Origin of the sequence: Enterobacter sp. R-1.6.2, assembly GCF_035064085.1 — a bacterium.
In the GTDB taxonomy this organism is placed as follows: Bacteria; Pseudomonadota; Gammaproteobacteria; order Enterobacterales; family Enterobacteriaceae; genus Enterobacter; species Enterobacter asburiae_B.
The window spans coordinates 272,969-285,674 of sequence record NZ_JASEYI010000002.1 but is presented as its reverse complement, the minus strand read 5'-3'; the positions used below and the strand labels follow the sequence as shown (position 1 = coordinate 285,674).

Here is a 12,706-nt window from a genome sequence, read left to right as displayed (position 1 = left end):
GGAGACGTTATGCAGGAATTAATTGCTCAGGTTGAAGAGTTAGGCATTGAAATTAATCACACCACCTCTTTAGTGATTATCTTTGGTATTATTTTTCTTACCGCCATCATCGTTCATTTTATTCTGCACAAAGTGGTGCTTCGCGCGTTCGAAAAACGCGCGCAGGCCAGCAGCCATTTATGGCTGCAGATCATTACCCAGAATAAATTATTTCACCGTCTGGCCTTTACCCTTCAGGGGATAATCGTCAATGTCCAGGCGGTACTGTGGCTGCAAAAAGGCAGCGAAGCGGCGGAAATTCTCACTACCTGCGCAAAGCTGTGGGTCATGGTGTATGCCCTGCTCTCCTTCTTCTCGCTGCTGGACGTGATTTTTAATCTGTCGCAGAAAATGGCCACCGCATCACAGCTCCCGCTGAAGGGGATCTTCCAGGGCATCAAGCTGGTGAGCGCCATCCTGGTGGGGATATTGATTATCTCCCTGCTGATCGGCCAGTCCCCGGCGATTCTGATCAGCGGTCTGGGCGCCATGGCCGCCGTGCTGATGCTGGTGTTTAAAGACCCGATACTCGGACTTGTGGCAGGGATTCAGCTTTCTGCCAACGACATGCTCAAGCTCGGCGACTGGCTGGAGATGCCCAAATACGGTGCCAACGGCACGGTAACGGACATCGGTCTGACCACCGTTAAAGTACGCAACTTCGATAATACGATTACAACCATTCCGACGTGGGCGCTGGTCTCCGACGCCTTTATCAACTGGAGCGGCATGTCCGCCTCCGGCGGGCGACGCATTAAGCGCAGCCTGAATATTGATACCACCAGCATTCATTTTCTCGACGAGCAGGAGCAGCAGAAACTTATTCAGGCGAAGCTGCTGAAGCCCTATCTGGCCGCGCGACATGAGGAAATTAGCCTGTGGAATCAGAAGAACGGTGAAGGGGAGTCAGTATTAAATCTGCGTAAGATGACCAATATTGGGACCTTCCGCGCCTACCTGAATGAATATCTGCGCAACCATCCGCGTATTCGCAAAGATATGACGCTGATGGTGCGCCAGCTAGCGCCTGATGCGAATGGTTTGCCGATTGAAATATATGCCTTCACCAACACGGTGGTCTGGGCAGAATATGAGGAGATTCAGGCCGACATCTTCGACCATATATTCGCGGTGGTGGATGAATTTGGGCTGCGTATTCACCAGTCCCCGACCGGGAACGATATTCGATCCCTGGCGGGCGTTATCGCCAGATAATCCGTTTGTAGGCCCGGTAAGCGAAGCGCCACCGGGCGTGAAAGCTGGTGCAGTCTGGTGCCCTCACCCCGGCCCTCTCCCACAGGGAGAGGGAGAAAAGCGGATCACTTTTTGCGGGAAAGCTTAAACGCCACAAACAGGAAGATAACCCACACCGGCAGCAGCATCGCCGAAAGACGCATCTCATCCATAGTGCACATCAGCACCAGAATCAGCCCGAGGAAAGCGATACAGATGTAGTTCCCCGCCGGGTAAAGCAGCGCTTTGAACTGCGTCTCGCGTCCCTTGCGGCGCATCGCGGCGCGAAAGCGCAGGTGCGCAAGGCAGATCATGATCCAGTTCAGCAGCAGCGTGGCAACAACCAGCGCCATCAGCAGGCCAAAGGCTTCTTTCGGCAGCAGATAGTTAATCAGCACCACCAGCGACGTAATGGCGCCGGAAAGTAACAAGGAATTCACCGGCACACCGCGACGGCTGACGCGGGTGAGGAACTTCGGCGCGTTGCCCTGCACGGAGAGGCCGAACAGCATGCGGCTGTTGGAGTAAACGCCGCTGTTATAGACCGACAGAGATGCAACCAGAATGACGAAGTTCAGCGCCGAGGCCACCACGTTGCTGTTCAGATCGTGGAAAATCATCACGAACGGGCTGCTGTCGGACTTCACTTCCACCCACGGATAGAGCGCCAGCAGCACCACCAGCGAGCCGATGTAGAACAGCAGAATCCGGTACACCACCTGGTTGACCGCTTTGGGAATGCTTTTATGCGGGTCGCGCGCTTCCGCGGCGGTAATGCCGATCAGCTCTAGTCCACCGAAGGAGAACATGATCACTGCCAGGGAGAGGATCAGCCCTTTCCAGCCGGTCGCCAGGAAGCCGCCGTGCTGCCACAGGTTGTCGATCGTGGCGCGCTCGCCGCCGTGGCCGGAGAACAGCAGCCACAGGCCAAAGCCGATCATCCCGATAATCGCCAGCACCTTGATCAGCGCAAACCAGAACTCGGTTTCGCCATACAGGCGCACGTTGACGAGGTTAACGGCGTTAATAATGATGAAGAAGGCCGCCGCCCAGATCCACGTCGGAACATCCGGCAGCCAGTACTGCATGTAAATGCCCGCGGCGGTCAGCTCCGCCATCCCCACCAGCACGAACATTACCCAGTAGTTCCAGCCGGACAGGAAGCCTGCAAACGGACCCCAGTATTTATAAGCAAAGTGCGCGAAGGAGCCTGACACCGGCTCTTCAACGACCATTTCACCAAGCTGGCGCATGATCAGGAAGGCGATAATCCCGGCGATACCGTAACCCAGCAGCACCGCCGGGCCAGCCATCTGAATAGCGGGGCCGATGCCGAGAAACAGCCCGGTACCGATCGCGCCGCCAAGGGCAATTAACTGAATATGTCGATTTTGCAAACCACGTTGCAGCGTCGGATTCTGATCCGACGAGGCTTCAGCGCTACCATGGCCTGAAGCGGATGACGCGTCTTTCACGTCCTACCCCTGTCTCTTTTTTAGAAGGGGCACGTTTTAACACTTCATGCTGGAGGTAGCAAGGGATTGGGGCATCCCTGCCCCGGATAACGAGATGGAACGCTTAAAACGCGTAGCCAACCGAAACCTTAAAGGTGCGCGGTTCGCCCTGCGTAATATAGGTACCGGAATCATCCACGCTGGCCCAGTAGTTTTCATTGGTCACGTTGTCGATGCCCGCACGAACCGTCATCTGGTTTTCATTGTGGTTCACCGCGAAGCGATAACGCATCCCCAGATCCAGCGTGGTGTAGCTGTCCAGCTTTTTGGTGTTTGCCAGGTCAGCGTACTGCGCGCCGGAGTGGTTCACGCGGGCGGTGGCGGTCAGGCCGTCAATCGGCTTGATGTCGTACTCAGCGCCCAGCACGGCGTAAAAGTTCGGGATCCCGATCGCATCGTTGCCCTGATTCACGCCATTTTTGGTTTTGGTCAGTTCGGCCTGCAGCCAGGTGGCGCTGGCGTTCAGACGCATCCCCAGCATTGGCTCGCCGAAGACGTTCAGCTCCACGCCACGGTTACGCTGCTCGGCGTCCAGGCCGTAGTGGCCGCTGTCGTCGAGGATCGCCGACGGCATTTTGATTTCGAACAGCGCAAGCGATCCGCCCACGCGGCCGAAGTCCGCCTTCACGCCCACTTCGTTCTGCTTAGAGTGAACGATACCGGTGCTCTGGCCGTAGTTGGTGGCGGTGTTAGGTGCGGTTTTGCCCGGCTGCAGCGCTTCGGTGTGGTTTGCATAAAGGGAAATCGCCTCCCACGGCTTGTAGACCACGCCGTAGGTGGGCATCCAGCGGCTGCCGTCGAAGCCGTCCGCCGCGTTTTCCGCACCGGTGACTTTGTTATACCCGCGAATGACGACTTTCTGATGGCGGGCACCTGCGGTGAACAGCAGCTTGTCGTCCAGCACGCCCAGCGTATCGCTCAGCAGCCAGCCCTGGGTACGGGTGCGCCCGCTGGTCAGCGGATCGCTGTACTTTCCGCCGGAACCGTTGAAGTTGGTGCTATCCGGCATGTCGACGCCGGTGTTGTGGTAGATGTTGGTGGTCGGGTTATCTTTCGTCGCCGACATTTTCCACGCGATTTTTTCATTTTTGGTCATCGCCGAATAGCCAACGTTGACCTTGTGCGAGACGAAGCCGGTATTGAAATTACCGCGAACGCCCGCCATGCCGCTGACGGAATCGCTTATGCGGTTGGTATCAAGACGGCTGACCGTTGCCTTGCCGCTTTTATCCACCAGCTTCGGCGCGCTGTAGATGCCTTCCTCGTGCGCGTGCTGCGCGCCAAGACCGGTATAGGCGGTCCAGCCGTCGGTGATGTCGTACTCGCTGCGCCACATCCCGAATTCGTTTTCGATGTTGCTGTAGGCCCACTTCTGCGAGAAGTTGCGATCGTTTTTCGGCGGCTCCGGAACGAAATCCACCGCGGAAATATTGACGCTGGTCGGGCTGCCGTGGAAGGTTTTCTTCTGATAGCCCAGATCCAGCGAGGTGCGGAAGCGGTCGCCGGTGTAATCCAGGCCGGTAGAGAGTAGCGTGGTGCGGCGGCGGTCATTCGGTATGCCGGTTTCCCCTTCGCGATGAACCAGGTTCACCCGCGCGCCGAACTGGTCGCTGTCACCGTAGCGACGGCCCGCATCCAGCGTGGTGCCAATCTGGGAATCCGAGGTGTAGTCCACGCCGACTTTCGCCTGCGGGAGTTCGCCCGCGTGTTTTGGCTCAAGGTTAATCATCCCGCCCACGCCGGAGCTTGCCGCGCCGTTCATCAGCGAGTTGGCCCCTTTAAAGATCTCGATGCGGTCGACCATCTGGGTATCCACCACCTGGCGCGGCAGCACGCCGGACAGGCCGCCAAAGGTCATGTCGTCGCCGTCGAACTTCAGGCCACGGATGCGGTAGGTCTCCGCGCTGTTGCCGTACCCCTGAACGAACTGCACGCCCGCGTCGTTCGCGACGACATCGGCAATGGTTTTCGCCTGCTGATCTTCCACCAGCTTCGAGGTGTAGCTGATGATGTTGAACGGCACGTCCATGGCGTTTTGCTGGCCCAGCATACCCATGCGCCCGCCGTTCGCCACCTGTCCGTCAAGGAAGGCCGGTACCAATTGGTCGCCGCCGGGTTTGAAATCGCTGGCTGGTGCAGCCTGGACAACGAGGGTGTCCTCTTTTTGATTGTCCGCCGCAAAGGCGGAATGTGTCGCCGCGCCAACGGCGAGCGCCAGCAGCGTCTTGTGTATTTTGGTGTTGTTCATCGTTAACTCATTTTAAAGTGCGCGCAAAAATGACCCGTTGTCGGGCCTTAGAATGTATTGAATGCAATGCAAATGAGAACTATACGCATTATCCATGCGTTAGCAAGCGTAACCGCGTTCATAAGGAGATTTGGCGAGAAAAGAGGGGGAACAGCCACCCCGTTTCGGGGATGGCTGCAATAACATTATTTTTTCTTGTAGATATTGGCCGTACCGTGAATTTTATTGTTGGTGTTCCCTGAAGTGAGCACCAGGACATCCGCACCTTGCTTATCGGCTTTCTCAATCAGTTCTTTTTTCGCATCATCCACCGATACTTCATTCGAGGTGTTTACCGTACCGATTTTTTTATATTGAGATGCAACTTTCTTGAACTCGCTTTTAGTGAGTAGCTGGGCAGCAAAAGCATTGGTCGTAAACAGTAACGCCGTTCCCAACAAAATAGCAGTCGTCTTTTTCATAACCTTTTTCCTTGAGATTAATCAGCAACTACGAAAAACCTCACGCAGTGTGGTGAGGTTTTATGAGCATGGTAGAGAATCTCAGGAATTGCCATGCGTTCGGGAAAAATCTTTTATAACAACCCGTTGCATGAAATTACTAACGAATATTAAGAATATTCGAATACCCGCGCGGTGCCAGCAATATCAATGCGTACAGCCGTGCCCGGGTTCCATCCTGGCTGGCTTACGGTCTTCAGAATTACGGGCTGCTGCTGCCCGGCTAATCCCAGGGTGAGCGTCGACAGCTGGCCGGTGAAGTCCACGTCGAGAATCGAGATCGGGCTTTCATGCGCTGCACATGCCGTCACGCGTAATTGTTCAGGACGCATCATTACCCTGCCCTGTCCTGTCGCCTGCGCGTTGTCCGTCGGCACTTCACCCAGCGCGCACACGGCATACCCGGCAGCGAGCTGAGCAGGGAGGATCACGGCATCGCCAAGAAACAGCGCCGTCTCTTCGTCAACCGGACGGGTGTAGACGTCATAAGGCGTACCGACCTGCGTGAAGCGCCCGGAGCGCATGACGGCAACCTGCGTGGCAAAGGACAACGCTTCGTTCTGATCGTGGGTGACCAGAATCGAGGCCACGCCCGCTTCGGCCAGCAGATCGGCCGTTGCCTTACGCGTCATGGCGCGAAGGCCGGTATCCAGAGCCGAGAACGGTTCATCCAGCAGCATCAGTGAAGGTCGCTGGGCTAGCGCACGGGCCAGCGCCACGCGCTGCTGCTGTCCGCCGGAAATCTCGTGGGGCCAGTGCGTTGCGAGCTGCCTGTCCAGAGAAACCATCTCCATCAGCGCCTCAACGCGCTGGCGCTTCTCGTGGCGAGTGCCGTCCAGCCCCCAGGCGATGTTGTCTGCCACATTGAGGTGCGGGAACAGCGCACCCTCCTGAGGCACAAAACCAATCCGGCGCAGGTGGGCGGGAACAAAACTGTTTTCGTCGAACAGCGTTCTCCCCTGCATGACAATGCGCCCGGTGTCAGGCGTTTCGAACCCGGCCAGAATACGCAGCAGCGTGGTTTTCCCCGACCCGGACGGCCCGACAATCGCCGTCCTGCTCCCCGGCGCCACGCTCAGGTTTAAGCTGTCGAGCACCTGCACATCAGAAAACGATTTAGAAATGGCGGTTAATTCAAGCATGTCATAGCCCTGCAATTTTTTTCGACTGCATATAGAGAATGGCGGTCAGCGGGAGTGAAATCAGGATCATCAGCATCGCGTAAGGCGCGGCGGCAACATAGTCAATTTCACTGGTCAGCGCCCAGAATCCGGTGGAGAGCGTGCGCGTGCCCAGCGGAGAGAGCAGCAGCGTGGCGGTCAACTCGTTGCTGACGCCGAGGAAAACCAGCGCGGCCCCCGCCGCCGCACCCGGCGCGGCCAGCCGCATCGTGACGCTCCAGAGCGCCTTCGCGGGCGTGCTGCCCAGGCTGCGCGCCACGTTCTCCAGTTCGACCGGCGCCTGCGCAATCCCCGCCCGCAGGTTGATGAGCGCACGGGGCATAAACATCAGCAGGTAGGCCAGGAACAGGGTAATTTCCGTCTGGTAAATGGGACGAGCGTAATGAATGGTGACGGTGACCAGCGCCAGCGCCGTGACGATGCCCGGCAGCGAACTGGTGATATAGATGCACCCTTCCAGCATCCGGAAGATGCGGTGCGGATAGCGGATACCGAGCCACGCGATGGGGATCACGCACGCCGTCGTCAGAAGCGCACCGCCCACGCCGAGCATCAGCGTCTGGCGCAGGGAGTGCCAGAGATCGGCACTCATCCAGTTTTGCACGCCGCCGAGCCAAATCCAGCGACACAGGACAATTAACGGCACGCCCAGCGCCAGCACGATCAGCACGATGAAAAACAGCTGGCCCAGCGCGGCGGCCGCTGGCTTCAGCGGCCAGCGTTTCTGCTCGCGCGCGGCCCCGGCGCCAATGCGCGCGTAGCGTGCTTTTCCGCGCGTCACGCCCTCCAGCATTAATATAGCCAGACAGCACAAGGCCAGCACGCCCGCCAGCATGTTCGCCGCCGGGCCGCTGAAGGTAGACTGGAACTGGTCATAAATTGCCGTGGTGAAGGTATCAAAGCGGATCATCACGTACAGGCCATATTCCGCCAGCAGGTGCAGCGCCACCAGCAGCGCGCCGCCACAGATAGCGAGCTTGAGCTGGGGCAACACCACGCGGAAAAAGACCCGCCACGGCGGCGTACCCAGCGAAGCGGCGACATCTTCAAGCGTCGGGTCAAGGCGACGCAGCACCGCCGCAACCGGCATATAGATAAACGGATAGTAGGCAAGAACCGAGAGGAACACGCCCGCGGAGAGCCCGTGCATGGACGGGACAGCGCTCACCCAGGCGTAGCTTTGCACAAACGCGGGGATCGCCAGCGGGGCGACCGCCAGTGCGGACCAGATCCCTCGCCCGGCAAGCTGCGTGCGCTCCGTGAGCCAGGCGATTGCCACGCCCGTCACGATACACAGCGGAACCGCTAAAGCCGTCAGCCACAGCGTGTTGCTGAGCAGCTCAGCAACACGCGGGCGAAACACCAGCGCCTTAATGGTTTCCCAGCCGGTCTCAATGCCAATGGCAATGATAAACCCCAAAGGCAGAAGCGCCATTAATGAAAACAACACAGCTAACGCAACCATCGGCAGTGCAGGACGCCTGCGGGCAGGCTCCTGCACTCTGTTTTTTCCGATGTCGAGACTCAGACCAGACATAAGACGTTCACTTCACTCTCAGGATCACAGCAGGCCGGCTTGCGTCATCAGCTCGATAACTTTTTTACTGTTGAGCGTTGAAGGTTCAACTTTCGGCGCATCAAGATCTTTCAGCGGGACCAGTTTCGGGTTTGAGGCCGCGTTCACGCCCACGGCATATTCAAAGGCGTTGTTGGTCCGCAGGCTTTCCTGGCCTTCTTTACCGGTAATGTACTTGATGAAGGCCTGAGCCTGCGCTTTGTGTTTGCTGGACGCCAGCACGCCGCCGCCAGAGAGGCTCACGAACGCGCCCGGATCCTGGTGTTTGAAGTAGTAAAGCTGGGTGTTTTTGCTGTTTTCACCGGTTTTGGACTGATCGACAAAACGGTAGTAGTGATAAATCACGCCGCCATCAATCTGACCGGCATTGACCGCTTTCATCACGGTGCTGTTGCCTTTATAGGCAACGAAATTGGCTTTCATCGCCTTGAGCCATTCCAGCGTGGCCTTTTCGCCTTTCAGCGCCAGCATCGCGCTCACGATGGCCTGGAAATCCGCGCCTGACGGTGATGCCGCCCAGCGCCCTTTCCACTCGGGTTTTGCCAGATCCATCAGCGATTCAGGCAGCTGCTTTTCGTTCAGCTTTTCCGGGTTATACACAAACACCGTGCTGCGGGCCGCGATGCCAATCCAGCGGCCGTGCGCCGGACGATATTCTGCCGGTACCTGCTTCAGGGTGTCTGCATCCAATGGCGCAAACAGGTTGGCATTATCCACCAGCACCATAGAAGGAGAGTTCTCCGTCAGGAACACGTCTGCCGGTGACGCGCTGCCTTCCTGAACCAGCTGGTTACCCAGCTCGCTGTCATCGCCATTACGCAGAGTGACTTTAATGCCGGTTTCTTTGGTAAAACCGTCAACCCACGACTTCACCAGGTTTTCGTGCTGCGCGTTATAAACAACGATACCTTCGTTGTTATCAGCGGCAACCGCTTGTGTGGAAAGGAAAAGGGATGAAGACAACAAGGCAAGCGAGAAGCAGGACAGCAGGCGAGAATTCATGAACATATCCTTTATAGACCAACGGGATTAACGACTCATAGCTTTGTGGGACAGGATTAAAGCATACAACAACGCTAATGATAATTAGTATCAATCGAGTTTAGTCGTAAAAGTGTAAAATTTCTTTTTAGCAGATTTTAGAATGATAAAAATCCAAATTTTAATGAGAGATAATTTTTAAATTAAGAAAACCTTAAGCCTGCCTACAGTGAAATTCATTAGCCTTCTATTCATTATGACGCGAAGGTAAATCTGTTATTCATGCGCCCGGCAGATATAAAAGCCCCGATCTTGCGGGGCTTTTTATGCTTATCCGGAGGTCGCTAAATTTATAAGGCGACTAATTTAAAAAGCATCACATAACCGCATGAGGGGCATACATAGGATAGGTGAAGAACAATAAATGCACGCAGTTCAGCCCAAAATGGAATAACGTTGCAACCCAGAGTCTGCCGCTCCACATCCACGCCAGGCCGTAAATAATGCCGGAGAGGCTGGCAAAAATAATCAGTAGTAAACCGCCGCTATAATGCATCAGTCCAAAGATGACTGAGGCAATCAACAGCGCGACAACAGGATGAATAATCCGGGACAAGCGTTGCTGCAGGTAGCCTCTGAACAAGGCTTCCTCAGCCAAAGAGACGAAAAAAATATTCGCAAGGGCAAATTGAGCGAACCATTCAGGCGCATGCGGCTCAATTCTAAGTCCGCCCAACGCAACAGCCAGAAGTAACAGCACGGGTATCGCAAGAACCAATATTCCCCAGCCGACCTTGCCCGCTTTATAGAGGGGTTTTGCGACGAATAACGTTGGCATGCACGTAATTAAAAAGAACGGCACCACTGCCTTGTCCATATTAAAGTACATACTGAACGGTATGCTTTGCGGACCAACGACGACAGCATCCAGCACTTTGGGGTTATGAAAACCCGGGATCAGATGCAAAACCAGGGCAACGGCGATGGCCACGCACAGGCCTTCGACCAGATAGGTATATTTATTATTTTTATTACGTAGCCATTCAACAGCAGACCAGCCAACAACGATTGATGCAATAACCAGCAGCGCCGGGGCGTCAAGAATGCCCTGTTTCCAGCCGAGAAATGCCGTTAATCCCAGCATTAGATAAGCCAGGCTTTTATTAAGGGAGAGTGCGGCAAGCGAAGTTGCGAGTAGATACCACATAAATGTCCTTCTTGACCGGTAAATTTTAGGGGCGATGTCCCAAATATGTCCCACAGCGGAAATCAGGAGGATGTGAAAGAGGCGTAACTCTATGAAATGAAATGGCACGCCCTGTAGGATTCGAACCTACGACCTACGGCTTAGAAGAACGTAGAGTACTATTTAACACACTGTAATGTCATTAGTTTTTCCGCGCTCGCGCCGGATTTGTGTCATTTCGTGTCGTTACATGCTTCTGCGTTTCGTTATGGTTCGTCCATGCATGACACATCTGTGACACAGAGAGTGCACAGCCATGCCGCCTGGCATAGCTATGACCTTTCCCCATCACATCACCGGGCAGTCGTCGAACTCGCCCGAGCGCGCATCATTGATGCTGTACGTGATCACCCCAAACACTGGCCGTGAAGAATCGCTGGCCTCATCCCTTAATGGTAACGGCTCCCTCCTTCCATTTTCAGGGTTTTCCAAATGCGGCTTCGGATGTGTTCTGTAGCGCATGATCCTGAACTCACCTTCTACAGCACAGACAAGCAGAGAACCGTCTTTCGGTGTCAGTGATGAATCGACGATAAGCATGGCGCCCTTCATGATGCCCGCACGCAGGTATGTCGTGCCGGCCACCATCATGTAGGTGGCTGATGGATGAGAGATAAGACGCTTGTCGAGTGATATGCGCTCTTCAACGTAGTCTGCTGCAGGACTCGGGAACCCCATAATGCACCTCCGATAAACACTGTTTATACATACAGTAGTTCATGCGGATTTGCCTCGTCAATCACAAATGTGTCACTGAACATAGAGAACGCGAAAGCTCATGATAGAATGCAGAAAATACTTATTGCATACGAAACGGGATGATGTTGCGATGTCGGCCAGCGCCTTGAACACTAACAAGACCTTAAACTCAATACAGGCAATGCGAGGGATTGTTGCACGTTCACATACTAAAAGGCGCTCTAAAGCGCCATCTGTAGATTATGCATTTGATGGTTTCGGGCAAAGCTGAACGCCTGCAAAGTTAAAGTTTCCACTGCCCATCTCGTTTGAAGATTCAATTCCTATAATGTGAAAACCTGCTGAAAGAAAGCATTTTTCTGAATTGAATACTTGGTCATGCTTTAAACCACTGGAAATTTTGTAGTTAATCTTTCCAGAGTATCTTAAGTCATCACTTTTCCCAAAGTAGGTGATATTCGAAATGCCACCTGCCTCGCTAGTGAAACCGCATATGGACAGTGTAGAATGGTCTGTCGGCGAGTCAAGCAACAGTGGGAAGTTTATGATCTGCTTCTCAGGAAGAGAATCACCAGTTAGAACAGAACCAAATCTATTCTCAACATCCCATATCGCTCTCGAATGTTTAATATTATCATAATATTGAGTTGTAGAAAGGCCACACAGATCGTAATTATTAATCAACTTATTTGGCAATACTAATGGTATAGCCATATTCCAACCTGCATTTTGATAAGCAGAATCTGTCAGGTGAACACCATCCCCATTTATCTTATTGGCTGGAATCATTCTGCTAGTTTTAAGTGAATAGTAGAAATTATCAACCAAATCGACGTTCATTTCCGCAGCCACATCACGCTGTGCCTGAATAAATGCAGGCATGCGCTTCATCATAAATTCTTTGCCATCTCTAATCGGTGATATCACCGAAGGTGTCACTATTACAGGTATCTTTCCGTACCGCCTTGTAATATTCACAAACTCCATGATATTACTTTTATACTCATGCTCATCGCTTTGATATGAGTTACAGTCATTCAGACAGTGGTTACAATAAATCACAAGAGCGTCAGACTTGGATAATCTGTCCTCATATGAACCCACCCCACCATCTGTCCCGTTAAGTAATTTTTTTATTGTAGTGCCAGGTATTGCATTATTTGAAACGGTAGTAAGACCTGGATAAATTAAATCAAGCGCAAGTTGCAAGGAATTCGGTGGGTTAGAGTAATTCTTGGTCGTAGTAGCGCCAGGAATGGATCCCCACATAGTGGAGTCACCGAAGCAGGCTATACCAACTTTCTTTCCATCCGCGAGTAAATTTGCTGCTCTTGAAGCCCTGACGATGCTTGCTTGTGCTGACACAGTTTTTTTACTTTTGCCACCGAATGCCTGAGGAGCAGCGCCAGCAGCCAAAGCAGCCGGCGCAGCCATTGAAAGCAACTTTCTTCTAGAAATTGACATTGTAGAATCCCAACAAAAACATTTG

General features: G+C 54.0%; 10 protein-coding genes. 1 reads left to right on the top strand and 9 read right to left on the bottom strand.

The annotated features are described in order from the left end of the window. Positions 1 to 9: 9 nt before the first annotated feature. Complete coding sequence (locus tag QMN93_RS03260) at positions 10 to 1,254, top strand: mechanosensitive ion channel family protein (RefSeq protein WP_048978906.1); 1,245 nt, start codon at positions 10 to 12, stop codon at positions 1,252 to 1,254. Positions 1,255 to 1,358: 104 nt separating this feature from the next. Here the strand turns inward: QMN93_RS03260 and pheP are convergent, their stop codons facing one another. From pheP to QMN93_RS03215, 9 genes are all read right to left on the bottom strand, one after another. Further along, complete coding sequence (gene pheP, locus QMN93_RS03255) at positions 1,359 to 2,747, bottom strand: phenylalanine transporter (RefSeq protein ID WP_047061279.1); 1,389 nt, start codon at positions 2,745 to 2,747, stop codon at positions 1,359 to 1,361. 103 nt (positions 2,748 to 2,850) lie between these two features. Then, positions 2,851 to 5,034 carry a TonB-dependent siderophore receptor gene (locus tag QMN93_RS03250; RefSeq protein ID WP_069303770.1) on the bottom strand — a complete coding sequence of 728 codons (2,184 nt, stop codon included), beginning with the start codon at positions 5,032 to 5,034 and terminating at the stop codon, positions 2,851 to 2,853. 185 nt (positions 5,035 to 5,219) lie between these two features. After that, positions 5,220 to 5,495: a DUF1471 family periplasmic protein YahO gene (yahO, locus tag QMN93_RS03245; RefSeq protein WP_033144835.1), complete on the bottom strand. Its 276-nt coding sequence runs from the start codon at positions 5,493 to 5,495 to the stop codon at positions 5,220 to 5,222. A 149-nt stretch (positions 5,496 to 5,644) separates the two neighbouring features. Beyond that, positions 5,645 to 6,676, bottom strand: a complete 1,032-nt coding sequence (locus QMN93_RS03240; protein WP_033144834.1) for an ABC transporter ATP-binding protein — start codon at positions 6,674 to 6,676, stop codon at positions 5,645 to 5,647. Position 6,677: 1 nt separating this feature from the next. Beyond that, a complete protein-coding gene (locus QMN93_RS03235; protein WP_048976680.1) occupies positions 6,678 to 8,252 on the bottom strand; it encodes an iron ABC transporter permease in 1,575 nt (524 codons plus the stop codon). Between the two features lie 24 nt (positions 8,253 to 8,276). Continuing rightward, positions 8,277 to 9,293, bottom strand: a complete 1,017-nt coding sequence (locus QMN93_RS03230; RefSeq protein ID WP_039263996.1) for an iron ABC transporter substrate-binding protein — start codon at positions 9,291 to 9,293, stop codon at positions 8,277 to 8,279. A 355-nt stretch (positions 9,294 to 9,648) separates the two neighbouring features. After that, positions 9,649 to 10,479 (bottom strand): CPBP family intramembrane glutamic endopeptidase, encoded by an 831-nt coding sequence (locus QMN93_RS03225; protein ID WP_069303767.1) that lies wholly within the window; start codon positions 10,477 to 10,479, stop codon positions 9,649 to 9,651. A 327-nt stretch (positions 10,480 to 10,806) separates the two neighbouring features. Beyond that, complete coding sequence (locus QMN93_RS03220) at positions 10,807 to 11,223, bottom strand: S24 family peptidase (protein WP_319022773.1); 417 nt, start codon at positions 11,221 to 11,223, stop codon at positions 10,807 to 10,809. Between the two features lie 234 nt (positions 11,224 to 11,457). Continuing rightward, on the bottom strand, positions 11,458 to 12,681 hold the full coding sequence (locus tag QMN93_RS03215; protein ID WP_193138883.1) for an SGNH/GDSL hydrolase family protein: 1,224 nt from the start codon (positions 12,679 to 12,681) through the stop codon (positions 11,458 to 11,460). Between the last annotated feature and the right edge of the window lie 25 nt (positions 12,682 to 12,706).